Consider the following 24,608-nt stretch of genomic DNA (forward strand, 5'->3'; position numbering starts at 1 on the left):
CACTTGGCAAACGTCGTCGTTGTTGGTGCCCAGTGGGGCGATGAAGGCAAAGGCAAAATCACCGATCTCCTGAGCAAGTCTGCCGATGTGGTAGTCCGCTATCAGGGCGGTGTCAATGCAGGTCATACGATTGTCGTCAAGGATCAGACCCTAAAGTTGCACCTGATTCCCTCCGGGATTCTCTACCCCGATACCCAGTGCATCATTGGCGCAGGAACGGTGGTGGATCCCAAGGTGCTTATCGAGGAACTGGAGCAACTGGAACGGTTGGGGGTGAGCACGGACAATCTGCTGATTGCAGAAACAGCGCATGTGACGATGCCCTACCATCGCCAGTTGGATATTGCCGCTGAGGAACGGCGGGGGGCACGCCGCATTGGGACGACCGGACGGGGAATTGGCCCCACCTACGCCGATAAGTCGGAGCGCGTGGGCATCCGGATGCTGGATCTGCTGGATGCAGAGCAGTTGGCTGCCAAGCTGGAGTGGGCGATCGCCCAAAAGAATCTGATCCTCGAAAAACTCTATGGACTGACTCCCCTCGAACCCCAGCCGATCATTGAAGAATACTGTGCCTACGGTGAGCGCCTACGATCGCACATTGTTGATGGTTCCCTCGTTTTGGATGAGGCCATTCGCCGGCGGCGCAACATTCTCTTTGAAGGCGCCCAAGGTACCCTCTTAGACCTTGATCACGGCACGTATCCCTATGTCACCTCTTCAAATCCCGTCGCGGGGGGCGCCTGTGTCGGTGCGGGAATTGGGCCGACGATGATTGACCGCGTCATTGGTGTGGCCAAAGCCTATACCACCCGGGTTGGTGAGGGGCCGTTTCCGACAGAACTGCTGGATGAGGTGGGAGAACTTTTGGGCGATCGGGGGGCTGAATTCGGTACCACAACCGGTCGGCGGCGCCGCTGTGGCTGGTTTGATGCCGTGATTGGCCGCTATGCTGTGCGCATCAATGGTCTTGATTGTTTGGCAATTACAAAGCTCGATGTTTTAGATGAATTGCCGGAGATCAAAGTCTGTGTCGCCTACGATATTGACGGTGAGCGCTGCGAACACTTTCCCAGCAATGCCCTCAAATTTGCCCGCTGTCGTCCCATCTATGAAACCCTGCCGGGGTGGCAGCAATCCACCCGTCATTGCCGCTCCCTTGATGACCTGCCTAAGGCGGCATTGAACTATCTTAAGTTTTTGGCTGAAATCATGTCTGTGCCCATCGCCATTGTTTCGCTGGGAGCAGAGCGCAGCCAAACCATCATTGTTGAGGATCCGATCCATGGCCCCAAGCGGGCACTCCTCAAAGATGATGGTACCCAAGTCCATCCCGTTTTATCTTAATTGGAGTTGCAGCAATGTCTCGTTCCTTAGCTATTGAGGGGCACCTACGCCCTGCCGATGCCAAGCCCAATGCCCTACGGCGCGAGGGCAAAACCCCTGCCGTCCTCTACGGTTCTAGCCTTGAAGCCTCGATTTCCCTGGTGGTGGATAGCCATGCTGCCGAACTATTGGTGCGCGATGCTCGTCCCCAGAAAACCCCGATTCAACTTTCGGTTCCCGATCTGCCGTGGCAGGGAACGGTGGTGCTCCAAGAGGTGCAGACCCACCCCGCCAAGGATACCCTCTATCACCTCTCCTTTTTAGCCAAAGCTGAAAACTAGGTTTTGAGGGGGAATTTGCTATATTGGGGGAGATGTTAAGTGATTGTTAACAATGCCGGCCACGCTCCTTCGTTCTGCGGATCTTGCCCACTTGAGCTACTCCCCCCAAGGCGATCGCTTTGATGGCTCTTGGGAATCTCCCTTGGCCACCCTCCTTGGACTGGGGCGGGCAGCCGGCGCCGATTTTGTCGAGATTTTCCTTGAGCGCAACCATTACCTCAGTACCCTGGTGGAGGACGATCGCCTCACGAGTGTGTCTCCTCGCTTCAGTTTGGGGGCAGGTATTCGCGTTTTTCGCGGTACCGGTGATTGCTACGTGAGCACCAATGACCTCAGCTTCAAGGGGCTGCAGGCGGCTCTGGAAAAAGCCCTTGGCTTAATGGGCTTGCTCTTACCCGCTCCCCAAGCCTACGTGCCCGAAATCCACCTGGAGCCGCTGCGGGACTATGCCCAAAGCCGTAAGGAAGCCTGGCTGGCCGAGTGTAGTTCCCTTTCTGAGGTGGCGGATATTCTGCTTGCGGGGAGCGATCTCCTGCGCCAGAAAACGCAGCATCTGCAATCCCGGCGCCTCAGTTATTTTCGCGATTGGCAAGAGGTGATGGTGGCTGCTAGTGATGGCACCTTTGCTCGCGATATTCGCCTCACCCAGTCGGCGATGGCCTCGGTTCTCTGTGCCGACGGGGAACACCGTGCCTCCATTGCTGAGCGCAACGGCGATACCGCTAACCCCGCCTTTTTGCGCCAGTGGGACTACGCAACATTGGCCGAGACCGTTGCCGAAGCAGCCGGCAAGATGCTCTATGCCGACTACGTAGAATCGGGCACCTACCCGGTGATCATGGCCAATCAATTCGGCGGCGTCATCTTCCATGAAGCCTGCGGTCACCTCTTGGAAACCACCCAAATTGAGCGGGGGACGACCCCCTTTGCCGATAAAAAGGGGCAGAAAATTGCCCATGAAAACTTGACCGCTTGGGATGAGGGCATTACCGCCGGTGCCTTTGGCAGTATTGAGATGGACGATGAAGGGATGCCGACCCAGCGCACGTTGCTAATTGAAAACGGCATCCTCAAAAACTTCTTGAGCGATCGCGCCGGTTCGATGCGCACAGGGCACCCCCGCACAGGAAGTGGTCGCCGCCAAAGCTATACCTATGCCGCCGCTTCGCGGATGCGCAATACCTACATTGCCCCCGGTGAATACAGTGTTGAGGACTTGATAGCTTCTGTGGATCGTGGCATCTACTGCAAACGTATGGGGGGTGGTAGCGTTGGTGCCACAGGTCAATTTAACTTTGCCGTTGAGGAGGCCTACTGGATTGAAAATGGCCAAATCAAACATCCCCTCAAAGGGGCTACCTTGATCGGCGAAGCCCGAGAAATCATGCAGCGCATTTCCATGTCTGCCAATGATCTTGCCCTTGCCCCCGGTTTCTGTGGCTCGATTAGCGGTAGTATCTACGTCACTGTCGGTCAACCCCACATTAAAGTGGACGCCATTACCGTGGGTGGCCGCTAAACTGATTACTTGCGGTTATGGTTTTGAGTAGAAATACCTAAAGATTTTATATGTGAATTTTTGTGACTCTCGCTACATTATCATGGAAGAAGAAGGGAAGCGGAGGTAGTGCAGCTTTTTGATTGACCTCACCACCTTGTGTGCGCCTTAACTTCTCTTCTGAGACAAAAACATTGGACTGAATGACCAGTAATCCACTGGTCTTTTTTTTGCTGTTTTTGAGACGCCCTTCATTAGGCAGTGGTTGGAGTTTTCACTTGAGCCAGTAGTTCGTGCAGTTCTTCGCCCTCAATCACTTCTTTTTCCAAGAGTTTCTGGGCGATCGCTTCGAGAAGGTCACGGTTTTCTTTGAGGATGTTCAGCGCCTGCTGGTGGGCTGCCTCGACAATTTCCTTGACCTCGCGATCGATGGCCTGAGCGGTTTCCTCACTCACTGCCCGCAACATCATGCCATTGCTTGTCAGAAAGGTGGACTGTTGCTGCTCAAAGGCAAGGGGGCCAAGGACTTTGCTCATGCCGTAGCTGCGCACCATCCGCTCGGCCAAATCCGTTGCCCGTTGCAAATCATTGGCTGCCCCAGTGGTGATGGTGCCAAAGACAATTTCCTCTGCCGATCGCCCCCCCAGCAAGGTGGCAATCTGCGCCCGCAACTCCTGCTCATCAAGGAGAAAGCGATCCTCGGTGGGCAACTGCAACGTATAACCCAAGGCGGCCATGCCACGGGGCACAATGGAGATTTTTTCCACCCGACCACTGCCCGGCAGCGCACACCCCACAAGGGCATGCCCCACTTCGTGGTAGGCAACGATTTTCTTCTCCTTCTCGCTGAGGACCCGGCTTTTTTTTTCCAGACCCGCCACGATGCGTTCAATGGCCTCGGCAAAGTCCTGCTGGGTCACCCTTTCCCGCTGGTTGCGAGCCGCTAGGAGAGCCGCTTCGTTGACTAGGTTAGCCAAGTCTGCACCGGCAAACCCCGGTGTACGGGCGGCGATCGCGTGCAAATCCACCTCGGGCGCCAGTTTCACCTTTTTGGCATGGATTTTCAAAATTGCCTCCCGACCACTCAAATCGGGGCGATCCACCAACACTTGGCGGTCAAACCGACCGGGGCGCAACAGAGCCGGATCAAGGGTTTCCGGCCGGTTCGTTGCGGCAAGGACAATCACTGTTGCCCCGCTGGCATCAAAGCCATCCATTTCCGTCAGCAGTTGGTTAAGGGTTTGCTCCCGCTCATCGTTGCCGCCATAGAAGCCGGCACTGGAACGGGATTTGCCAATGGCATCCAACTCATCAATAAAGACAATACAAGGGGCTTGTTTTTTCGCCTGCTCAAAGAGATCCCGCACGCGGGCAGACCCCACCCCCACAAACAGCTCGACAAACTCGGAACCCGAAATAGAGAAGAACGGCACATTGGCTTCCCCGGCAACGGCTTTGGCCAGGAGGGTTTTTCCCGTTCCCGGTGGCCCCACCAAGAGCACCCCCTTGGGAATGCGGGCACCAATTTGGATATAGCGCTGGGGATTTTTGAGGAAATCAACAATCTCGACGAGTTCTGCTTTGGCTTCCTCAACTCCGGCCACATCGTCAAAGCGAATGCTCGTACTGGCGCCCTCGACGTAAACCTTGGCGCGGCTTTTACTGATGGAGAGCACGCCCTGTGGCCCACCCCCTTGGCGACTGGCAAAAAATTGAAAGATGAGCACAAACACAATGGGAGGAATGACCCAACCCAAGACGTTTAGCAACCAACTATTGCGGGGGGGGGGAGCAGCGGCAAATTCCACCCCTTGAGCTTCCAGCCGCTTGGGCAATTCTAGGTCAAAGATGGGGGTGGTGGCCAACACTTGGGCGGGGCGATCGCTTTCGGGTTTGAGTTGGTAGAGAATCTCATTTTGGCTAATATAGACCCGACTGACTTCCCCTTCCTCCACTTGGTGAATAAACACACTGTAGGGAACTTGCGGCGGACGCGGAGCAAACCACTGGGGAAACAACAGGTTGAGCAGGAGAAAGCCTACCCCCAAAAATAACAAAAGATTGCCAATTTGGCGGCTGCGCGGTGGTTGTGGCGAGTCTTTGATGGCCATATGAATGCTTCCCGGCGTTCACTTATTGTTCATGGTGACACTTGGCAGGGAGGAAGGGCAAGGGTGGGAACTTTAAGATTCGTTCACTTTGGTTCTCGGCTGGTTGAGAACTGGCTCGCAGCATTGGAGAGGCGGTCAAGCCTTTGCTACAATGGGAATGGTATCGCTCTTGAGAATCTAATTGTTTTGCAAGGTAGAATGACCGATTTAGGTTCCCTCAAGTGGGATTTTTCTTTATTGCGCGATCGCCTGGGTCAAGCCCAGGACTATCTTTGACCCGGCAGCCTTAAGTGCAAAGATTCACGACCTTGAGCACACTGCTGCGCAGCCGGATTTTTGGAATGACCCAGCTACTGCCCAAGTCACCCTCCAACAGTTAACTGACGCTAAAGACACCCTCAACCAACTCCAGCAGTGGCAAAAAACCATTGAACACGTGGAAACGGCTCTAGAATTGCTGGAGCTAGAACCCGATGAGGGGTTGGTTACTGAGGCAACCACGCTGCTCAAGGATTTAGACGCCCAGTTGAGTCGTTGGGAGTTGGAACAACTCCTTAGTGGCCCCTACGACAAAAACAACGCCATTCTGGCGATCAATGCCGGTGCTGGCGGTACCGATGCTCAGGATTGGGCAGAAATGTTGCTCAGGATGTACACTCGCTGGGCAGAACGCCACGGCTACCAAACCCATCTGGCCGAGCTATCGGAGGGAGAGGAAGCCGGCATCAAGTCCGCCACCCTTGAGATTCGCGGCCGCTATGCCTACGGTTATTTGCGCTCTGAGAAGGGTACCCATCGCCTTGTGCGCATTTCCCCCTTCAATGCCAATGGCAAACGCCAAACCAGCTTTGCCGGTGTGGATGTGATGCCAGAACTGGATCAATCCGTAACAGTTGAGATTCCCGACAGCGATTTAGAGATTACCACCTCCCGCAGTGGCGGTAAGGGGGGGCAAAACGTGAACAAAGTGGAAACGGCGGTGCGGATTGTCCATAAACCAACGGGGATTGCTGTCCGCTGCACCCAAGAGCGATCGCAACTACAAAACAAGGAAAAAGCCCTTGCCATTCTCAAAGCAAAGCTACTGGTGATTGCCCAAGAGCAAAAGGCAAAAGAAATTGCTGAGATTCGTGGCGATGCCGTTGAGGCAGCTTGGGGCAACCAAATTCGCAACTATGTGTTCCATCCCTATCAACTGGTCAAAGACCTGCGGACTGAGGTGGAAACCACGGCCATCCAAGAGGTGATGGATGGTGACCTCGACCCCTTTATCCAAGCCTACCTACGGCAGCAAACAGACGGGACCCGCTAAAAAAAACCTCCCGCCGGGCATTGGGGGAGGTTGTAGGCTTTACTTAACTTATTGGAAAAATTGGAAAAACCTAAATCTCAACCACACCTCCTGCGGCCTGCAGGCGAGCACGGGCACGGCGAAAGGCTTGAGTAGCCTGAATCTTGGCCTGTTTCGACTCACCCTGTTCGGCTTTGGCGAGGGCGGCTTGAGCCTCAGCAAATTCGGCTTTGGCTGTTTCGAGGTCAATTGTGTCTCCGCGCTCGGCACCGTTGACAAGGATGGTCACTTCGTTGTTTTCCACTTCGGCAAAGCCTCCCATGAGGGCGATCGCCACCCATTCGCGGTCTTGGCGCACCCGCATCACACCGGTTTCCAAAGCAGTTAAGAGGGGGGCATGATTGGAAAGAATACCCAATTGCCCTGTGGTGCTGGGCAAAATCACTTCCTCAGCGGGGGCATCCCAAACAGTTTTATCGGGTGCAATTACCCGGACAGTCATCACCATAACGTTTCCCTTGTCACTCAATGATCAAAGGGCGGGTTGCCCCACCCTGTATTGACAACTGCGAAACCTAGGCTTTTAGTTTTTCAGCCTTAGCTTTGGCTTCTTCGATATTGCCCACCATGTAGAAGGCTTGCTCTGGCAGATCGTCTAGCTCACCGCTGAGGATCATCTGGAAGCCTTTGATGGTTTCTTCGAGGGTGACGTATTTGCCAGGCGCACCGGTGAACACCTCAGCCACAAAGAAGGGCTGAGACAGGAAGCGCTCAATTTTACGTGCCCGTGCCACCGTGAGGCGGTCTTCCTCAGAGAGTTCATCGAGACCCAAAATGGCGATAATGTCCTGAAGCTCTTTGTAGCGCTGGAGGGTGGCCTGGACAGCCCGTGCCGTTTGATAGTGCTCCTGGCCCACGATATCGGGCTGCAACATATTGGAGGTAGAGCCAAGGGGATCCACAGCGGGGTAAATCCCTTTTGCGGCTAGACCACGGGAAAGCACAGTTGTCCCATCCAAGTGGGCAAAGGTCGTTGCCGGCGCAGGGTCAGTCAAGTCGTCCGCAGGCACATAGACCGCTTGAATCGAGGTAATCGAACCCTCGGTGGTCGAGGTAATCCGCTCTTGGAGGGCACCCACATCTGTACCGAGGGTGGGCTGGTATCCCACCGCAGAGGGCATCCGACCGAGCAGTGCCGACACCTCCGACCCAGCCTGCACAAAGCGGAAGATGTTATCAATAAACAGCAGCACATCTTGCTTGTTGACATCGCGGAAGTATTCGGCCATCGTCAGCCCCGACAGACCTACCCGCATCCGCGCTCCCGGCGGTTCGTTCATTTGGCCGTACACAAGAGCAATTTTCGATTTGCTCGGATCATCTTTGTCAATGACCCCCGATTCAATCATTTCGTTGTAGAGGTCGTTTCCTTCACGGGTGCGCTCGCCCACGCCGGCAAACACCGACACCCCACCGTGCTGCGTCGCGATGTTGTTAATAAGTTCCATCATGATGACGGTTTTGCCGACGCCAGCCCCGCCAAAGAGGCCAATTTTACCGCCACGGCGATAGGGGGTGAGCAGGTCAATCACCTTGATGCCCGTTTCAAACACCGAGGGCTTGGTTTCCAGTTGCGTAAAGCTGGGGGCAGGACGGTGAATGGGTAGGGTTTCAGTGGCACTGACAGCGCCTTTTTCGTCCACGGGTTCACCCAGCACATTGAAGATGCGACCTAGGGTGGCCGTCCCAACCGGCACGCTGATAGGGGCACCGGTGTCCACGACTTCCATCCCACGCACTAAGCCATCGGTGCTGCTCATGGCAACGGCACGGACGCGGTTATCGCCAAGGAGTTGTTGCACTTCACAGGTAACCGCCACGTCTAGGCCGGCTTCGTTTTTGCCTTGAATCCGCAGGGCGTTGTAAATGGCGGGCATTTTGCCGCTAGGAAATTCAATGTCAACGACAGGGCCAATGACCTGAGTAATAAAGCCTACATTGGTTCGTTCTGCTGATGTGACCATGGACGTTTGCCTACTGTCTCGGTAAATTCATTTGAGTTTTTTCAGAGGGCGATCGCTCCCCAAGGGGCACAACGATCAAGACTGAAAGTGGAATGCAGCGTTTGGTGCAAGCGCACCACAATACAACGTACCACTAATGCAGCCTTTTTCTATCGGATTCAGTCGGATCCAAATTTGGGGTCGCATTGACCCAGCACAGTTACTGCGAAAAAGGCGGCAGGGCAGGAATTAGCCAATGACTTCAATCTCGTCCTCAAAAAACCAAGTGCTGAAGCGATCGTCAAAGGTGACAATGACGCCAACGCCACTGCCATCGGTCATCTTAAAACCGGTAATTTGCCCCACTTGGCCAAGTTTTTGAATAACTTCTTGGGCGACGCGATCGCGAATTCGACAGACGCGCACTTTTTGCCCCACGTCCATAGCAACTCCCAAACTTTGTATAATCCTTGAAAATCGTACCAAGAAACCGTCACATTCACACGGGTTTGCACTATGGGTCGTCTGCGGGTTGGGCTATTGTTTGGAGGTCGCTCACGGGAGCATGAAGTTTCGGTGGTCTCGGCGGCAGCGATCGCCCAGGCCTTTGCCGAAGGCGACAATCGCGATCGCTATGAGGTGATTTCCATCTACATCCAAAAAGATGGCCGCTGGCGCGCCGCAGACCGCGTTGGCATCCCCGATGGTGCAGCACCTGAAGACTCCCTGTGGCAGTTTCCTGCGGTTGCCGAAACCGTGGATGTGTGGTTTCCGATGCTCCACGGCCCCAATGGTGAAGATGGCACGATTCAAGGTCTGCTGGAACTCATGCAACGCCCCTATGTGGGGTCGGGGGTGGCCGCCTCCGCCATTGGCATGGACAAAATCCTCATGAAAACGGTCTTTGGCGCGGTGGGCTTACCCCAAGTGCGCTATGTGGCACTGGAGCGCCATCAGTTGTGGTCGGATCCCTGTCGCTACAAGCACTTGTGCGATCGCATTGAAACGGAACTGGGCTATCCCTGCTTTGTAAAGCCCGCCAACCTTGGCTCTTCGGTGGGCATCTCCAAGGCCAAAAATCGCCAACAACTCACAACCGCCCTTGAGGCTGCTGCTGAACTGGATCGCCGCATCATTGTGGAAGCGGCGGTGGTCGCCCGTGAGCTAGAGTGCGCCGTTCTCGGCAATGACAAACCCCAAGCCTCGGTGGTGGGGGAGATTACCTACAACAGTGAGTTCTACGACTACGAAACCAAATACACCGATGGCCGCGCTCAACTACACATCCCTGCGGAGATTCCCCCGGCGGTGAGTGAGCAGATCCAAACCATGTCCCTGCAGGCCTTTCAAGCCCTTGATGCGGCCGGCCTTGCCCGCTTCGATTTCTTCTACGTACCCAGCACTGGAGAAGTGCTCATTAACGAAGTGAATACGCTGCCGGGGTTTACATCCCTAAGTATGTACCCGCAACTGTGGGCAGCCAGTGGTGTGCCCTTTCCAGAATTAGTCCATCGCTTGGTGCAGTTGGCGCTGGAGCGGCACGGTTAGCGATTCACTCCGTAAGGTAAAGAGTCATGAAGGCACTGAATCCAGACCTTGACTTTCTTCATTAAATAACTTTATAGTCATATAAGACTATAGGGTGGGTGTGTTATGAAGCAAGTGTTGAGGGGCAAGCCCAGTCAATGGGCAACGATTTGGCTATTCTTCCTAATTGCGATCGGCGGCCTCTGGTATCCGTGGCTAGGGTACCTCATGCTGGCCATGATGCTGGGTATTCCCGTGCTGGCCTATTTTCGCAACCGCTATTGGTGTGGCAACCTCTGTCCGCGTGGTGCGTTCCTAGACATTGTGCTCTACCACTTTAGTCCCCACCGTCCCTATCCGAAACTATTCAAAAAGCAGAGCTTCCGCTGGGCGGTATTTAGCTTCATCATGACCGTCTTTGCCATTCGCATGACGCTGGCATGGGGGAATTGGATGGCGGTGGGTGGCCTCTTTGTCAATATGTGTGTCGTCACCTCCATTGTGGCGATTCTCTTGGGGGTGATCTTTAACCAGCGGGCGTGGTGTGCGATTTGTCCGATGGGAACGCTCCAAGAGTCTTTGGGTAAGCTCGGCAGTGGGCGAACGAAAGCCAAGAAAGCCGCTGCCAAACCAACAAAATTGTTGCCACCCGTGGAGTAGGCGAGCGATCGCCGGCATTAACTAGAATTGGCATTAACTACATTAACTAGAATTGGCATTAACTAGAATTAAAGTATCCACTGAGCACAGCAACCGACGTGAGTAAACTGCAAGAGTGGGGCTTTAGCAAAGACTGGTGGCGCAACCAGCGGGGAGAATTTTGGGTCATTGGTCAAACGGTACTCAGTATCGGCTTCATTCTCTTGCCGGTAATACGAGTGGTTATCCTACCCTTTGCTGTGCGCCTAGGCTTGACCCTTGGATTGGGGCTTATTGGCCTGAGCCTCGGCATTAGGGGTCTGTTGAATCTGGGAAACAACTTGACACCCCTCCCCCATCCCAAGGAGGACAGCCAGTTAGTGACCACAGGCGTCTATGGTTGGGTGCGGCATCCCATCTATAGCAGTGTTATCTTCTTGGCATTAGCCTACAGCGTATGGCAAATGAGTCTTTCCCACGGGCTAGGGGCGATCGCCCTCTTGATTTTCTTTGACCGCAAGGCCGCTCAAGAGGAGCAGTGGCTGTCAGAAAAGTTTAAGGACTATGCCGACTATCGGCAGGCGGTGAAAAAACTGATTCCTCTACTTTACTGATTTTTGTCCTTTTGCTGGAACACCACTTGCCGCAGACTGGAGAAAGGGAGCTGCCACTCACAACTACCGCTCCCTCACGAAAATTCCGATGGATGTTGTCCTTTGTCATCAAATTGCTGATTTTGACACCCTTGGGGCAGCCGTTGGTCTCACACGCCTTTATCTAGGAACGAAAATTGTCTTGACCGGGGGTACCCACCCCAAGGTGGGAGAATTTTTGGCCTATCACCGCGATGAATATCCCCTCATTGAGGCAAGAGCCGTTGATCCCAGTCAGTTACGGCAGATTTGGGTCGTGGATACGCAGTGGCGCCGCCAATTGGGGCAAGCAGCAGGATGGCTCGATCAGCCACAGGTGCAAATTGGCCTCTATGACCACCATTTGGAAACGGCAGGGGATATTGTGGCGCAGCAGCAGTGGCTCGAACCCGTGGGAGCCACCAGCACAATTATTTGTGAACAGTTGCAGGGGAAAAAGATTACCCTTACCCCCACAGAGGCAACGGTCTTGGCCTTGGGGATTCATGCGGATACGGGTTCTCTGACCTTTGAGCAAACCACGGTGCGGGATGTGCAGGCTTTGGCTTGGCTGTTGAGCCAAGGGGCCAATCAGCGGGCGATCGCCACCTATTCCGAGGCCGGCTTGGGTGCCGACCTGCAACCCTACTTGTGGCAGGCATGGGCCAATCTTCAGCAGGCGGTTCATCAGGGCTACCGGCTAGGCTGGGTACTGCTGCGCACGGCGGACTATCTCCCCGGCCTCTCGCGGTTAATCACCCAACTGGCGGATCTCGGTGAGTGCGATGCCATCCTGCTAGGGCACCACTATCGCCAACATCATCTTGCCATTATTGCCCGCAGCCAAATTCCCCATGTCAATGTTGCTCGGTTGCTGGCGCCCCTTGGAGGAGGAGGGCATGCCCAGGCTGCCGCCGTCACCCTGACCACAGAGCGGCCAGAGGCATTGCTCAAAGGGCTATTTGAGAGCCTCAGGGAACAAATCCCCTGTCCGCCAACAGCGGCAGAACTCATGTCCTCACCTGTGCGAACTGTCCGCCCCGAAACCCCCATTGCCGAGGCTCACCGCGTCTTGCTACGCTACGGTCACTCTGGTCTGTCGGTTGTGAGTGCCGAGGGGCAACTTCAGGGGATCATCTCACGGCGGGACTTGGATGTGGCGCTGCACCACGGCTTTGCCCATGCCCCGGTCAAAGGGTATATGAAAGCCCCCGTGCACACGGTTTCCCCCACAACGCCGCTGCCGGAGATTCAAGCCCTAATGGTGAAGTACGATATTGGACGGTTGCCGGTCGTCAATGAGCAGGGCGACCTTGTCGGGATTGTCACCCGCACCGATGTGCTGCGCCATCTCTATGCCCTCAGCCGCGAAACGGAAACGGTGTGCCCCTTGCCAACCTTAAATCTTTACGAGGCCTTGCAACAGCGGCTGCCGGCGCAACTGTGGGCACTGCTCCAACAAGCAGCAGCGATCGCCAAGGAACGCGGCTGGCAACTGTACCTTGTAGGCGGTGCGGTGCGGGATCTGCTGCTGGCGATCGCCCAAGGGAATCACCACTTACCCACGCGGGAGTTTGATTTAGTGGTGGATGGGGTGCAACAGGAGGAGGCTGCCGGGGTACACCTAGCCCAGGCACTCCATCACCTCTACCCAGAGACCGATCTCCAGATCTACGGTCAGTTTCAAACCGCCGCCCTTCACTGGCCAAAGGCCTCCCCCCTGGCAGGGTTTGCCGTGGATATTGCCACCGCCCGCAGTGAATTTTACCCCTACCCCGCCGCCCATCCGGAAGTGGCCGCCAGCTCGATTCGCCAAGATCTCTACCGCCGCGACTTTACCATCAATGCCCTGGCCATGCGCCTGACTCCGCCGCGCCATGGGGAGATTCTGGATTTCTTTGGCGGGCAGGAGGATTTGCAGCGGCGCTTGATTCGGGTGCTTCACCCCAATAGCTTTATAGAAGACCCGACGCGGATTTTTCGGGCGGTGCGTTTTGCCGTGCGCCTTGGCTTTGACCTCGAGCCGCACACCCGCCAGTACATTGAATATGCCCTGACAAGCGGTGTCTTTATCAGCCGCGATCGCTCCCCCTCCAAACGGCCTTCGCTGCAAAGTCGGCTGCGCAATGAACTGCGCTACATCCTCGAACTCCCCCTTGCCCCCACCGAAGCCTTTGGCGGTGAGCGTGCCTTGACCATGCTGGCGGAGCTGGGTGCGTTGGAGTGTTTGGATCGCCAAGTGAGATTCGATGAGGCGGCCAAGGTACGCCTGAAATTGGTTTGGGACTGGTGGCTCCAGATCCCTGAGCGGCGGGAGTGGCAAACCTTTCCCCTCTGGGAACTAGAACTCTTGGCATTGATTGTGACCGTTCCCACCGCAGGGGCGATCGCCCGGCAACTGCAACTGGCAGCGCCCCTCTGTGAGTGGCTGGACAGGTTTCCTAACCTGCAAGCGGAATGGCAGACCTTGCGGCAGCGCCGGCAACCGCCCAGTCGCTACTGTGAATTTCTAGAGAGTCGACCCCTACCGGTCATTGTGCTGTTGGCAGCGGTGCAGCAGGCAAGGGGCAGTGAGGCCGATTTAGGGGATGTCACCCTCCTGCGGGAGTATCTCTGGCGGTGGCGATTGCAAAAGCCGCCCCTCAATGGCCATGATCTGCAACGGTTGGGCTATGCCCGTGGGCCGCAATTACGGCACATTCTCCTTGCCCTGCGAGCGGCGATGCTGGATGGCATCGTTTGCGATCGCCCCAGTGCCATTGCCTATGTTGAAGCCCATTTTCCCAAGTCATGAATTGGTTTCGCTCCGTCATCGGTCAGCCAACCGCTGTGCAACTGTTGACCCATGCCCTGAATCGCGGGCGACTCGCCCCTGCCTATCTCTTTGCCGGGCCTGAAGGGGTGGGTCGTGCCCTCACGGCCCGCTGTTTTCTGCAGGCAATTCTCAACGAGGAGGGTGACCTCAGCAACCACCCCGATGTCCTCTGGCTAGAACCCACCTACAGCGTCCAAGGCACCCTCTACACCCGTCGCCAACTCCTTGCCGCCGATAAGGAGATTCCCCGCAGTGCTCCCCAGATTCGCCTTGAGCAGATTCGCCAACTCAGTCGCCACCTCAGCCAACCCCCTATCCGTGCCCCGCGATCGCTGGTGGTCTTAACCCAAGCCGAAACCCTCAACGAAGCCGCGGCCAATGCCCTGTTGAAAACCCTTGAGGAGCCGGGGCGTGCCACCCTCATTCTCATTGCCCCTCATCCGTCATCTCTGTTGAATACCATTGTCTCCCGCTGTCAGCACATTCCTTTCTATCCCCTCAACCGTCGCGATGTCGAACAGGTGTTGAAACGGGTGGCGCCCCCTGACTTTTGGCCTCAAGTCACTCCTGCCCTCTTGGCGTTGGGAGCCGGCTCGCCGGGGGCAATTCTGCAAGCGTGGCAAACATGGCAAGAGATTCCCGCGGCCTTTCGCCACCTTGGTGAACAGTTGACTGCCCCCCTACCTCTGCAAAGGGCGTTGGAATTGGCGCGGGACATTACTCAAGCACTGGATGTGGAACGGCAACTCTGGCTCCTCAGTCTAATGCAGCAACAACTTTGGCAGGGGAGAGAATTCCCTCAGTGTGTTGTGCTGCTTCAGCAATTGGAGCGTGCCCGCCAGTATCTCCGGCAGTACGTTCAGCCTCGCCTCGTCTGGGAGGTATTACTGATGCGGTTGGGGTCGGTGTGATAGGCTATCGGCAGCAGTTGGGAAGATGACAGGATCAATCATGGCAAAGCAACAATGTCTGGGGGCGATCGCGATCGCGCTGCTCCTGGGGGGATGCCAGTCAGCCATGAGTCGCTTAGAATCACCCGCAGTCGCGCGTCCAGAAAGGGAAGGGGTCGCTGCCGATGTGGCTGTGGCACGCTTGGCACAATTAGACGCTGGTACAATCCTCACGGGTACCACTCGCCCTTCTCGTGAGGTGATGGTGCGATCGCAGGTAGAAGGTCAAGTGATTCGCCTTGGTGTAGATGTGGGCGATCGCGTGCAATCGGGGCAACTGCTGGCAGAGGTGGATCCCGTTGTCCTCAAAAATGCCGTCTTTCAAGCAGAGGCAGAACTGGCTGCCCGCCGCAACGAGGTGATCCAAGCCCAAGCCGCCGTCAATCGTGCCCGTACAGCCGTTGAGGAAGCCCGTCTTACCCTCCAACAGGCGGAAAGCGATGCCCGCCGCCTTGAAACCCTGCTACGGGATGGTGCCGTCTCAGCACAGGTGGCAGAACAAGCACGAACAACGGCGCAAAGGGCACGGCAGGTACTACGTTCTCGCGAAGCAGAAGTGGTGACTGCTCAACAGGGGGTAGCTGTTGCCCAGGGACGAGTGCAAGCCCAGACCGCTTTTGTCCAACAGGCACGGGCACGCTTGAATCAAGCTCTCCTGCGATCGCCCCTGAATGGAGTGGTACTAGAGCGACTCACAGAGGTGGGCAACCTGCTGCAACCGGGGGGAGAAGTACTGCGTCTTGGCGATCTGCGTCAACTCAAAGTTGTGGTGGAAGTCTCAGAACGGGAACTAGCCAGATTAGCCCCCGGTCAAGGAGCCACTGTTACGTTTGATGCCGTGCCCAACCGCACCTATGAAGGACGCATTACGCGGATTTCACCTGCCGCTGCCGCTGCCCGTCTGATTCCCGTGGAAGTGGTGATTGACAATCGAGATGAACGCCTAGGTAGTGGTTTGCTGGCACGGGTGGCCTTCCAAGGAGTAAATGCGCCGCGCTTGCTGGTTCCCCAGTCCGCCCTTAGTGGCTTTGAGGAGGGGCAACTGTCCTCACGCCAAGGCAGCGTTTTTGTGGTTGTGGGCGATCGCGTGCAAGAACGCCCGGTCACTCTCGGCCAACGGCGCGCGGGCAAGGTGGAGATTCTCAGGGGGTTGAACCCCGGCGATCGCTATGTCGTCCGTTCGGGTCGCCCCTTACGGAACGGCGATAAAATTCGCCCCAGTATCCTCTCTGAGAGTTAATTGCAGCGTTATTGGTGCACAATTGTCTCGTAGGGCTGCCACGAGTGCAATGCCCGCAGTTGCGGGGTTTTCTTCTGCTGGTGTGCTTCCATGCGGGCAAGGACATCGTCGAGGATATCCACTGCCAGTGCCACATAGGGGCCTTTATTGAGCATGACACACTCCGCCCGCTCCGCCATCGCTGCATCAGTAATTTCCGCACGGGAGGGCACACCTTTTTTCACTAAGTTTTCAAGGACTTGGGTAGCCCAAACCACAGGCACATGCGCCGCTTCACAGAGCCAGAGGATTTCCTCCTGCATTTCCGCCAAGCGTTGGTAGCCAATTTCAACGGCGAGATCACCTCGGGCAATCATGACGCCAAAGGGCTGCCGACCCGCTGCTTGGATAATCATTTCTGGCAGTGCCCGAATGGCTTTCGGGGTTTCAATTTTAGCAATGATGCCCATCTGGTCGGCGCGATGGCCACAACAATGTTCCAACTCCTGTTGCAGCAAGGCAATATCTTCGGCAGACTGCACGTAGGAGTAGCCAATGATATCGGCATGGCGACAGGCAAAGGCCAGATGCTCGCGATCGCTCTCTGTCAAAGGACACAGGCGCAAATCACTGTCGGGGAAGTTCAAACCCTTGGCCACTTTCAGCCGCTGCCCTTCCTTGCAGTGGGTAAGGGTGAGTTCTACCCCTTGGGCATCTTTGCTGACAATGCGCCCGCCAATGTGGCCATCGTCAATCCAAACCCGCTGTCCTACCTCTAGCTGGGGCAAAATTTCTGGCAATGAGCAAGTGCATTGCGGTATTTCTCCGCCTTCAGGGCAAATTTGCGTCGCCAGCCGCAGGCGATCGCCTCTGTGCAGACGCACTGTTTCCGGAAAAACCTCGGCAATGCGCGGTTTGGGACCGCCCAGATCCATGAGAATTTTACAGGGTTGACCCGTTAGCTGACTGGCCGCTCGCAGGTGTCCAATCATTGCCTCCCAAGTGGCGGGGTCATCGTGGGCACAGTTGATGCGGGCGCAGTTCATGCCCTTGCGCAGGAGCGCCACACTCCACTGGAGATCTGTTCCCGCTTCAGTGGGTAATGTCACCATAATGCGGACATGGCGTTTGCCCCGAATGGAACCAAAGAGTTCCTCGGTCTGGTGGCGCAGTTGGCGATCGCCCGCAAAAAAAGCATCTAAAGGCGGGCGCGCAGGCAGGGACTCATGGGTATGGCAAAGGGCGCCGAGGGTATTGATCACCGCATCCAAATTGGGGAGCACCCGCGACTCAATGCGTCCCAAGGACGATAACCCCCAAGGCATCAAGGCCATTTGAATTGCCCGCAGATCCCGCCAGCGCAAGGCCAAATAGTAGGCAAGATTGCGCGCACTAGGTATAAATTCGGATCGCTTAATTTTTGATTGCCACTGTTGAAAACGGGCTTCTCCCTCCTTGATAATTTCCTGCCGCAGTTCTAACAGGCTATGGAGCAAGGCAATAGGTGAAACGGGTACCGTCGGTGCCTCCAGCAACATGACCGCCTCCTAGATAGTTTTTAAGGGATTTCATGATTGGGTTGGACTGACTACAAAGCAACATTTCATAAGGGTTTGCAGGAATTTTAATGATTGTTGAAAATCATTGACTAATGGCTTAACAATACCCCTCACTGCAAAACATAAATAAACACTTCTTTACATTAACGGCCTGCAACGAACAGTTGTGTATAAACCATAGTGCTTTCTGACACAACTCTATCTATCTTTCAGTATATCTACCGACTTCTTGAGGGGAATCTTAATTTTCTCTGAAGCCAAAGGATTAAGAGTTACTAAAAGCGTTGCAAACCGATTTCCCGGTTCTGTTATGTTCTCAGTAGAGAAGTTGATTGTCTTGCCCTTACCAGTGCCCCTATGGATCGTTATTCCTCGTTACAGTTACTCAAATACTCCTATGAGTCCGCAGTGGCCTGGTGCCAAGAGCACGGCTGGACAGATCTTTTTATTGAGCAGTATCAGTATTGGGCATTTCCACCAGGGGGGGTGATGCCCTTGCCCTTGCCTACTGAAGGGCTGCAATTCATTGAACTGCCGATTCCCTTGTCACCGCAGCAACGACGCCTACAAATGCTGGCACTGGCGATCGCCTTAGCCGCCACAGGCCTGAGTGGCTGGCTTCAGTCTTTGTTTCCACTTGTTATCGGCTTTAGCTGCTGTGCCCTTTTGATTGCAGCACAGGAACCCTAGCTTTAATTCCTGATACACTGAAAGGCTGGCCTGCACGCTAGCACATTCCCTTGATTAGCTCATCGTTAGCAATAGAACCGCCACCTATTTTGGCGAGTGGGACTCAGTTCTACAGTCCCGGCTATTCCTTTAGCTATGAAGTGGTCGGTGCCTGTTGTCGCCTTTTTGACCGCGAGCAGTTGCCTTGGCCCTGTTGTCGTATTGCTTGGCACAGCAAAGAACCCAGTTGGCGGCGCATTGGCCGGCGGCTTGTCCTCGATAGTGCCACAAAAGGGCACCCCAGCTATTGGGTTCGTCACATTGAAACGGGCGCCATGATAGTGATCACGCTCTATTGGCTGGAGTTAAGCCCAAGCGATCGCCAATGGTGGTACGGCAAAGGCTAAATTTACTTATTGAGAAGGAATTGCAAAATACAAACTTCTGGTTTTAGAATATTTTTCGACTTGAACTTAGGAGCAATTCTCAACTATGGAGAAAGTAGGTCGCCGTGTATTACTGGGCATGGGTGCCGCAGCGACGGCTTATGTCGCCCACCACCTCTGGAATCAACAGACGGAATCTAGCGCGGCTCAAGAACGTCAAGGCGGGGGTGTGATCAATGTCTATTCGGCACGGCACTACGACACCGATAAAGCCCTCTACAATGGTTTTACGCAGCAGACTGGGATTCGGGTCAACATCATTGAAGCAGAAGCCGATGCCCTGATTGAACGGATTCGCAGCGAAGGGAGTCGCACCCCCGCCGATGTATTAATTACGGTGGATGCAGGTCGGCTGTGGCGAGCACAGCAAGCCGGTATTTTGCAGCCGATTCAATCAAAGGTGCTCAACAGGTTTGTGCCGGCCAATTTACGGGAACCCCAAGGGCACTGGTTTGGCCTTTCGCGGCGGGTGCGAGTTCTCATTTACGATAAATCCAAAGTGAATCTGAACCAACTCTCCACCTATGAGGATCTGGCTAATCCCAAGTGGCGGCGGCAGATTCTCACCCGCAGTTCCAGCAATATCTATAACCAATCCCTAACGGGGTCACTGCTAGCTATTCACGGTGCCAAGAAAACAGAGGAATGGGCACGGGGCTTGGCTCAGAACTTTGCCCGCCCGCCGGAAGGAAACGATACGGCACAAATCCGTGCCTGTGCGGCGGGTGTTGGCAGCATTGCAATTGCAAATCACTACTATCTGGCACGCTTAATTGCCTCAGATAAAGCAGAAGATCGGGCAGTTGCTGAGAAAGTGGGCTTGTTTTTCCCCAATCAGCGCGATCGCGGTGCCCACGTGAATATCTGTGGCGGCGGTGTGGTGGCGGGTGCCCCCAATCGTCAGGCAGCCATCCGCTTTTTGGAGTACTTGGTGAGTCCCAAGGCTCAGGAAATGTTTGCCATGGCCAACTTTGAATATCCGGTGCGGGCCGGGGTGCCTGTGCATCCCATCGTGAAACAGTTCGGTAACTTCCGTGGCCAAACTGTCAATGCCGCCGTTTTTGGCCGTAACAATGCCGAGGCGCTGCGGATTATGGATCGGGCGGGGTGGCGCTAAAGCTCTAAAATGAGCGATCGCCCCCCTCAATCCATCCTGTGTCTTGCCAATTTGTTGCCTACACCATTCTTGTTGCTGCTGCCCTCCTTGACTTTGGCCTTGGCGATCCGTGGGGTTGGCCGCATCCGGTGCGCTGGATGGGAGCGTATATCCAATTCGTCAGCAACCGGTTGAACTATGGTCAAGGCTGGCCTCGCCGAGGACAACGCTTAGGGGGGGCAGTACTTGCGCTCAGTTTAATCACGGGGTCTGCCCTCATCAGTTGGGGACTAGTCACCTTGGGCATGGTCGTTTCCCCTCTTTTGGGTTGGGGAATTGCGGTGGTGGGCACTGCCAGTGGCTTTGCCGGTCGTAGTTTACGGGATGCGGCAACGGAGGTACTTGAGCCTTTGGCGGCCGGCCATCTGGAGCAGGCACGCCAGTCCTTGGCCAAATATGTGGGACGTGAGACTGCCCAGCTAGAGGCGCCGGAGATTCTACGGGCGGTTCTGGAAACTGTGAGTGAAAATGCCACCGATGGCATGATGGCGCCGCTTTTTTATGGGGCGATCGCCACCCTTTGGGTGCCTCACCTTACGCCCCTTCCCCTTGTCATGGCCTATAAAGCAGCCAGTACCTTGGACTCCATGATTGGCTACCGCGAGCCGCCCTATACCCACTGGGGTTGGTTTGCTGCCAAAACTGATGATGTTCTTACTTGGTTGCCCTGTCGGTTGCTCGTCTTTCTGGTGGCTCTCTGTTCCGGACAGTGGCAGCGGGTCTGGCAGTGGTGTTGCCGGGATGCCCGCAAGGATCCCAGTCCCAATTCCGGTTGGAGTGAGTGTGCCTATGCAGCCGCTTTTGGGGTACGTCTGGGGGGCACAAATACCTATCACGGCACGGTGAAAGTGAAACCCTTTTTGGGAGAACCGCTGCAACCGATTGATCAAAGCACTGTTATGGCTGCTCTTCGTTTGAGTCGTTGCTTGTATTTAATCACTCTCATGACTACAGGGGGGCTAGCTTTAGTGATGAGTGTCATCCATTGCAAGTGAGAACCACCACAGGAAACCCTAGTCAGCTCATCTAGGATAAGAGTATTCAGCCCATAGGGGCTAGAGAAAACTGTTCTCTCCACTCACACAAAGGACACCTAAATGTTAAATCAAAAAGGTTTACTCCTCGCTTGCCTTGCTGTTGCTCTCAGCCCCACTATCAGCCGTGCTGTACCTCTAGCTTCCACCCAGACTGCGCAATTGCAGCCCCCAAGTGATGTACGGCTGCGCCCTACGATTATCGGCAAGGTCAATAAATCTCCTTCCATCTCGTGCAGTGAGATTGTAATTAATGCCACACTGCATCCCCCCGGCGGCTTTCCAATGGGTGGTGCTACCGCTACTCTGTCATCTGCCGGTAATAATGGTTGTAGTTACAAAATTACAGTTCCCCCTGAGCTACTGGGTAAGAAAGTTTATCTCTGGGGAACGTTCAAGAATCCTTCGCCCCTGTTGTCAATTCAACCCGTGGGGTGGCAAAGTCCAATCTCTTTGCCTCAGCAGTTAGGAATTTCCCAGAACTATGACTTTGTAGCTAAGGAAACAGTGATTCATTAAGTTTTTATAAAGAAATTCTGAGAGCGCCACTAGCACTGACTAGTTTCTAGCCAATCAAAGATGCGGTCAAGCTGCTCAAGGCTCACCAAGCCATACTGCCAGAGAACAACGGGTAACAGGTTCACCTGCTCATCGCAGTGCTTGAGGCCGAAGTCAATGGCAGCGGTGGGCAGTGCCATCTCCCGCTGTAGGAAGTCAATGAGTCGTGTCCAACGTGGCGTTTTCATGATTCCTAATAACTACCACACCTTACCCTATATCTTAGGGATTAATCTGAGAAAATGCAACATTTCGTTACAAAACCACAGAAAACGAAATAATCAGTCTGCGATTGAGTATGATGCTTGCTATTTTCGGGGACACTCTTCCCAGAGACTTCCCCCACCAGAGGGAATTTACAGCAGGAAAAGCTCAATCATTTTTCTTGAGGAAAAACATTCTAAGTAAAGATACTCAACCGTAGCTCGTTATACTAAAGTCTGATGGTTGTTGTTCAAGCTCAGCCTAGGGTTTGCAGCAGTAATGTATAAGTTATTCAAAATTATACATATCTATACTTTTATCATGTATGATAATCGTTATGACTAAACTATGCATCTCTCACGCCCTTCATAAGGTCAACAGTTACTTGGCCAAGAACCACGGCGAGGTGATCATCGAAGACCTGACTGTATCGGGGATGCTCAAAAACCATAGATTGGCGAGCGCTATCGCCGACTGTGGTTTCTTTGAATTTCGGCGGCAGTTGGAGTATAAATTTGCTTGGTATGGGAGTCAATTAACTGTCGTTGACAGGTTTTACACCTCCAGTCAAATACGCTCTCACTGTGGACATCGGCAAAAGATGCCGCTAAAAGAACGAGTTTACAACTGTGCTCATTATGGCATTTCCATAGATAGAGACTTGAATGCGAGTCTCAACCTGTTGAAATTTGTAAGTACCCCAAGCTCTGGGGGAAGTGAAGCCTGTGGAGAAGTAACCCCCCTTGAGAGCGTCGCTCTTGAGACTTCGATGAAGCAGGAAGTAAGCAGCAAATCTAAACGATTGAGTCTATTTGACTTGACTGGATAGATTTGTATAAGTCTTACAGAGCGGGTAACAGCAACCTATTCATTTGTTTTACGGATGTGTTCATGACCCAAGCCACCGTTGCCAAACCCCCCATTGCTTGGCCTACGGCCACCTTTATTATTTTTGTGCACCTCGGTGCCCTCCTAGGTTTTTTACCCAGTATGTTTAGCTGGCCAGCTGTCCTGCTGGCGCTTGTGCTTCACTGGTTGACTGCTGGCATTGGGATTACCCTTGGCTGGCATCGTCTTGTCAGTCATCGCAGCTTCCAAGTGCCGAAATGGTTAGAGTATTTCTTGGTTTTTTGTGGCACACTCTCAATGCAAGGGGGGCCGATTTGGTGGGTTGGGCTGCACCGCCATCACCATCTCTACTCGGATCAACCGAATGATCATCACGATTCCCGTAAGGGCTTTTGGTGGAGTCACATTGAATGGATGTTTCGGGAGGTGCCGGCCGAGGCCGAGATTCCCCGTTTCACGAAGGATATTGCCGGGGATCCGGTGTATCAGTTTCTTGATAAATACTTCCTACCAATTCAGGTGGTCTTGGCCATTGTCCTTTACTTGTGGGGCGGCTGGCCATTTGTGGTTTGGGGCATTTTTGTGCGCCTTGTAACGGTCTATCACACCACTTGGCTGGTCAATAGTGCCACCCATACCTTTGGCTATCGCACATTTGAAACCACGGATCACTCAACCAATTGCTGGTGGGTAGCCCTGTTAACCTTTGGTGAGGGTTGGCACAATAACCACCATGCCCATCAGTACTCGGCACGCCATGGCTTGCAGTGGTGGGAATTGGATCTGACGTGGCTGACGATTCGCTTTTTGCAATTGTTGGGTTTGGCCACGAAAGTGCGTTTAGTGGAGGCACCGGCAGCCTCTTCCCAAGACTAGAGCGCAATGCGGGTTCTCATTCTCGGTTGCGGTTATACGGGAACGTGGTTGGCGCGATCGCTCCAAGCCCAAGGCATTGACGTGGTTATCACCAATCGGCGGGGGGAGCCGCCCCCAGAACTGAGCGCCGTTCCCTGTTTCCCCTTTGCATGGGAAGAGGTGCAGACTCCCTTAGCAGCCGCAGCCCTTGAAGGAGTGACGCATGTTCTCAACAGTATTCCCCCAAATTCCCAAGGGGAGGATGCGGTTGCCCTGGCCCTGTTGCCGCAGTTAGAGAAACTGAATCTGCACTGGTTTGGCTATCTTTCGACAACGGGGGTCTATGGCGATCGCCAAGGGGGCTGGGTAGATGAAACCACACCCGTCCATCCCCAAAATTTGCGTTCACAACACCGCGTCAGAATTGAGCAAACCTTTCTCAACTCGAATTTGCCCACCCATATCTTTCGACTTCCCGGCATCTATGGCCCCGGAGAAGGGCGCAATCCCATCGCTCGCATTCTCAAGGGAAATGTACAACTGATTGATAAACCGGGGCACTACTTTTGCCGTATTCATGTGGCGGATATTGTCCAAACCCTGCAGCGATCGCTGGCACAACCGACGCCCGGAGAAATTTATAACCTCAGTGATGATTACCCTTCAGAGTCGCTCCCTGTTTTACTCGAAGCCTACCGTCTTTTGGGTCGTCCGGCTCCTCCCCCTATCCCCTTGGAAGCTGCCAACTTAAGTCCCATGGCTCAGTCTTTCTGGCGCGAATCCCGCCGCGTGCGCAATGACAAAATCAAGCAGGTTTTAGGGGTTCAACTCCGCTATCCTTCCTACCGCGAGGGGTTGTTAGCGATCGCCCGCGAATTAGGTCTTTGAGGTAACCTACCATCCCCTTTTAGAGATGGGTACCTTTC

23 protein-coding genes and 1 pseudogene are annotated in these 24,608 nt (G+C 54.5%); 18 read left to right on the forward strand and 6 right to left on the reverse strand.

Features of this window, described 5'->3' with window-relative positions; genetic code table 11:
- The first annotated feature begins 3 nt into the window (after window positions 1-3).
- Genes ACK4IR_RS01105 through ACK4IR_RS01115 form a run of 3 tightly spaced genes read left to right on the forward strand, consistent with a single transcriptional unit; the run spans window position 4 to window position 3,186 of the window.
- Complete coding sequence (locus tag ACK4IR_RS01105; protein ID WP_409871461.1) at window positions 4-1,347, forward strand: adenylosuccinate synthase; 1,344 nt, start codon at window positions 4-6, stop codon at window positions 1,345-1,347.
- 14 nt (window positions 1,348-1,361) lie between these two features.
- Window positions 1,362-1,667, forward strand: coding sequence for a 50S ribosomal protein L25 (gene rplY, locus ACK4IR_RS01110; protein WP_409871463.1), 306 nt, complete (start codon window positions 1,362-1,364; stop codon window positions 1,665-1,667).
- Window positions 1,668-1,719: 52 nt separating this feature from the next.
- On the forward strand, window positions 1,720-3,186 hold the full coding sequence (locus tag ACK4IR_RS01115) for a TldD/PmbA family protein (protein ID WP_409871465.1): 1,467 nt from the start codon (window positions 1,720-1,722) through the stop codon (window positions 3,184-3,186).
- Window positions 3,187-3,419: 233 nt separating this feature from the next.
- Here the strand turns inward: ACK4IR_RS01115 and ftsH4 are convergent, their stop codons facing one another.
- Window positions 3,420-5,276, reverse strand: a complete 1,857-nt coding sequence (ftsH4, locus tag ACK4IR_RS01120) for an ATP-dependent zinc metalloprotease FtsH4 (RefSeq protein WP_409871469.1) — start codon at window positions 5,274-5,276, stop codon at window positions 3,420-3,422.
- Between the two features lie 198 nt (window positions 5,277-5,474).
- Between ftsH4 and prfB the strand changes: the two genes are divergently transcribed.
- Window positions 5,475-6,588, forward strand: a protein-coding gene (gene prfB / locus ACK4IR_RS01125) for a peptide chain release factor 2 (protein WP_409871472.1) whose coding sequence is annotated in 2 segments (ribosomal slippage) — window positions 5,475-5,549 and window positions 5,551-6,588 — 1,113 coding nt in all. Because the reading frame shifts where the segments join, the coding sequence is not laid out codon by codon here.
- Between the two features lie 70 nt (window positions 6,589-6,658).
- Here the strand turns inward: prfB and atpC are convergent.
- The 3 genes from atpC to ACK4IR_RS01140 form a co-directional block, all read right to left on the reverse strand.
- A complete protein-coding gene (atpC, locus tag ACK4IR_RS01130; RefSeq protein WP_409871475.1) occupies window positions 6,659-7,075 on the reverse strand; it encodes an ATP synthase F1 subunit epsilon in 417 nt (138 codons plus the stop codon).
- A gap of 67 nt (window positions 7,076-7,142) precedes the next feature.
- A complete protein-coding gene (gene atpD, locus ACK4IR_RS01135; RefSeq protein WP_409871478.1) occupies window positions 7,143-8,591 on the reverse strand; it encodes a F0F1 ATP synthase subunit beta in 1,449 nt (482 codons plus the stop codon).
- Window positions 8,592-8,819: 228 nt separating this feature from the next.
- Window positions 8,820-9,014 (reverse strand): DUF2862 domain-containing protein, encoded by a 195-nt coding sequence (locus tag ACK4IR_RS01140; RefSeq protein WP_409871481.1) that lies wholly within the window; start codon window positions 9,012-9,014, stop codon window positions 8,820-8,822.
- Window positions 9,015-9,086: 72 nt separating this feature from the next.
- Between ACK4IR_RS01140 and ACK4IR_RS01145 the strand changes: the two genes are divergently transcribed.
- From ACK4IR_RS01145 to ACK4IR_RS01170, 6 genes are all read left to right on the forward strand, one after another.
- Entirely contained in the window at window positions 9,087-10,118 is a 1,032-nt protein-coding gene (locus ACK4IR_RS01145; protein WP_409871484.1) for a D-alanine--D-alanine ligase family protein, read from the forward strand.
- 105 nt (window positions 10,119-10,223) lie between these two features.
- Window positions 10,224-10,757, forward strand: a complete 534-nt coding sequence (locus ACK4IR_RS01150) for a 4Fe-4S binding protein (RefSeq protein ID WP_409871486.1) — start codon at window positions 10,224-10,226, stop codon at window positions 10,755-10,757.
- A gap of 98 nt (window positions 10,758-10,855) precedes the next feature.
- Window positions 10,856-11,350, forward strand: coding sequence for a methyltransferase family protein (locus ACK4IR_RS01155; protein ID WP_409871489.1), 495 nt, complete (start codon window positions 10,856-10,858; stop codon window positions 11,348-11,350).
- Window positions 11,351-11,438: 88 nt separating this feature from the next.
- Entirely contained in the window at window positions 11,439-14,162 is a 2,724-nt protein-coding gene (locus ACK4IR_RS01160) for a CBS domain-containing protein (RefSeq protein WP_409871492.1), read from the forward strand.
- Complete coding sequence (locus ACK4IR_RS01165; RefSeq protein WP_409871495.1) at window positions 14,159-15,094, forward strand: DNA polymerase III subunit delta'; 936 nt, start codon at window positions 14,159-14,161, stop codon at window positions 15,092-15,094. The genes ACK4IR_RS01160 and ACK4IR_RS01165 overlap by 4 nt, the downstream gene beginning before the upstream one ends.
- Window positions 15,095-15,134: 40 nt before the next feature.
- On the forward strand, window positions 15,135-16,373 hold the full coding sequence (locus tag ACK4IR_RS01170; RefSeq protein ID WP_409871498.1) for an efflux RND transporter periplasmic adaptor subunit: 1,239 nt from the start codon (window positions 15,135-15,137) through the stop codon (window positions 16,371-16,373).
- Window positions 16,374-16,381: 8 nt separating this feature from the next.
- Here ACK4IR_RS01170 and ACK4IR_RS01175 read toward each other — a convergent pair whose 3' ends face one another.
- Window positions 16,382-17,890: a pyruvate kinase gene (locus ACK4IR_RS01175; RefSeq protein WP_409871500.1), complete on the reverse strand. Its 1,509-nt coding sequence runs from the start codon at window positions 17,888-17,890 to the stop codon at window positions 16,382-16,384.
- 378 nt (window positions 17,891-18,268) lie between these two features.
- Between ACK4IR_RS01175 and ACK4IR_RS01180 the strand changes: the two genes are divergently transcribed.
- The 5 genes from ACK4IR_RS01180 (at window position 18,269) to ACK4IR_RS01200 (ending at window position 21,735) form a co-directional block, all read left to right on the forward strand.
- Complete coding sequence (locus ACK4IR_RS01180; RefSeq protein ID WP_409871501.1) at window positions 18,269-18,601, forward strand: hypothetical protein; 333 nt, start codon at window positions 18,269-18,271, stop codon at window positions 18,599-18,601.
- Between the two features lie 89 nt (window positions 18,602-18,690).
- Window positions 18,691-18,987 (forward strand): hypothetical protein, encoded by a 297-nt coding sequence (locus ACK4IR_RS01185; RefSeq protein WP_409871504.1) that lies wholly within the window; start codon window positions 18,691-18,693, stop codon window positions 18,985-18,987.
- An 85-nt stretch (window positions 18,988-19,072) separates the two neighbouring features.
- The gene (locus ACK4IR_RS01190; RefSeq protein WP_409871507.1) at window positions 19,073-20,143 is read left to right on the forward strand and encodes a Fe(3+) ABC transporter substrate-binding protein; all 1,071 of its coding nucleotides are present in this window, start codon (window positions 19,073-19,075) and stop codon (window positions 20,141-20,143) included.
- 38 nt (window positions 20,144-20,181) lie between these two features.
- Window positions 20,182-21,177: an adenosylcobinamide-phosphate synthase CbiB gene (gene cbiB / locus ACK4IR_RS01195; RefSeq protein WP_409871510.1), complete on the forward strand. Its 996-nt coding sequence runs from the start codon at window positions 20,182-20,184 to the stop codon at window positions 21,175-21,177.
- 102 nt (window positions 21,178-21,279) lie between these two features.
- The gene (locus ACK4IR_RS01200; protein ID WP_409871512.1) at window positions 21,280-21,735 is read left to right on the forward strand and encodes a hypothetical protein; all 456 of its coding nucleotides are present in this window, start codon (window positions 21,280-21,282) and stop codon (window positions 21,733-21,735) included.
- A gap of 29 nt (window positions 21,736-21,764) precedes the next feature.
- Here ACK4IR_RS01200 and ACK4IR_RS01205 read toward each other — a convergent pair whose 3' ends face one another.
- Window positions 21,765-21,962 carry a DUF2949 domain-containing protein gene (locus ACK4IR_RS01205; RefSeq protein ID WP_409871515.1) on the reverse strand — a complete coding sequence of 66 codons (198 nt, stop codon included), beginning with the start codon at window positions 21,960-21,962 and terminating at the stop codon, window positions 21,765-21,767.
- Between the two features lie 380 nt (window positions 21,963-22,342).
- Between ACK4IR_RS01205 and ACK4IR_RS01210 the strand changes: the two are divergent.
- The 3 genes and pseudogenes from ACK4IR_RS01210 to ACK4IR_RS01220 all read left to right on the forward strand — a co-directional run.
- Window positions 22,343-22,807 (forward strand): annotated as a pseudogene (locus ACK4IR_RS01210) (RNA-guided endonuclease InsQ/TnpB family protein); the annotation flags it as partial.
- A gap of 62 nt (window positions 22,808-22,869) precedes the next feature.
- Window positions 22,870-23,703 carry an acyl-CoA desaturase gene (locus ACK4IR_RS01215; protein ID WP_409871517.1) on the forward strand — a complete coding sequence of 278 codons (834 nt, stop codon included), beginning with the start codon at window positions 22,870-22,872 and terminating at the stop codon, window positions 23,701-23,703.
- A gap of 6 nt (window positions 23,704-23,709) precedes the next feature.
- On the forward strand, window positions 23,710-24,570 hold the full coding sequence (locus tag ACK4IR_RS01220; RefSeq protein ID WP_409871520.1) for an SDR family oxidoreductase: 861 nt from the start codon (window positions 23,710-23,712) through the stop codon (window positions 24,568-24,570).
- The last annotated feature ends 38 nt before the right edge of the window (window positions 24,571-24,608 follow it).

The sequence above is a fragment of the Thermosynechococcus sp. genome, from assembly GCF_046299635.1.
Taxonomy (GTDB): Bacteria; Cyanobacteriota; Cyanobacteriia; order Thermosynechococcales; family Thermosynechococcaceae; genus Thermosynechococcus.

Coding starts and splice junctions, on each gene's coding strand:
- rplY (WP_409871463.1), top strand. CDS start 1,362: ATGTCTCGTTCCTTAGCTATTGAGGGGCACCTACGCCCTGCCGATGCC.
- ACK4IR_RS01115 (WP_409871465.1), top strand. CDS start 1,720: ATGCCGGCCACGCTCCTTCGTTCTGCGGATCTTGCCCACTTGAGCTAC.
- ftsH4 (WP_409871469.1), bottom strand. CDS start 5,276: ATGGCCATCAAAGACTCGCCACAACCACCGCGCAGCCGCCAAATTGGC.
- atpC (WP_409871475.1), bottom strand. CDS start 7,075: ATGGTGATGACTGTCCGGGTAATTGCACCCGATAAAACTGTTTGGGAT.
- atpD (WP_409871478.1), bottom strand. CDS start 8,591: ATGGTCACATCAGCAGAACGAACCAATGTAGGCTTTATTACTCAGGTC.
- ACK4IR_RS01140 (WP_409871481.1), bottom strand. CDS start 9,014: ATGGACGTGGGGCAAAAAGTGCGCGTCTGTCGAATTCGCGATCGCGTC.
- ACK4IR_RS01145 (WP_409871484.1), top strand. CDS start 9,087: ATGGGTCGTCTGCGGGTTGGGCTATTGTTTGGAGGTCGCTCACGGGAG.
- ACK4IR_RS01150 (WP_409871486.1), top strand. CDS start 10,224: ATGAAGCAAGTGTTGAGGGGCAAGCCCAGTCAATGGGCAACGATTTGG.
- ACK4IR_RS01160 (WP_409871492.1), top strand. CDS start 11,439: ATGGATGTTGTCCTTTGTCATCAAATTGCTGATTTTGACACCCTTGGG.
- ACK4IR_RS01165 (WP_409871495.1), top strand. CDS start 14,159: ATGAATTGGTTTCGCTCCGTCATCGGTCAGCCAACCGCTGTGCAACTG.
- ACK4IR_RS01170 (WP_409871498.1), top strand. CDS start 15,135: ATGGCAAAGCAACAATGTCTGGGGGCGATCGCGATCGCGCTGCTCCTG.
- ACK4IR_RS01175 (WP_409871500.1), bottom strand. CDS start 17,890: ATGTTGCTGGAGGCACCGACGGTACCCGTTTCACCTATTGCCTTGCTC.
- ACK4IR_RS01180 (WP_409871501.1), top strand. CDS start 18,269: ATGGATCGTTATTCCTCGTTACAGTTACTCAAATACTCCTATGAGTCC.
- ACK4IR_RS01190 (WP_409871507.1), top strand. CDS start 19,073: ATGGAGAAAGTAGGTCGCCGTGTATTACTGGGCATGGGTGCCGCAGCG.
- ACK4IR_RS01200 (WP_409871512.1), top strand. CDS start 21,280: ATGTTAAATCAAAAAGGTTTACTCCTCGCTTGCCTTGCTGTTGCTCTC.
- ACK4IR_RS01205 (WP_409871515.1), bottom strand. CDS start 21,962: ATGAAAACGCCACGTTGGACACGACTCATTGACTTCCTACAGCGGGAG.
- ACK4IR_RS01215 (WP_409871517.1), top strand. CDS start 22,870: ATGACCCAAGCCACCGTTGCCAAACCCCCCATTGCTTGGCCTACGGCC.
- ACK4IR_RS01220 (WP_409871520.1), top strand. CDS start 23,710: ATGCGGGTTCTCATTCTCGGTTGCGGTTATACGGGAACGTGGTTGGCG.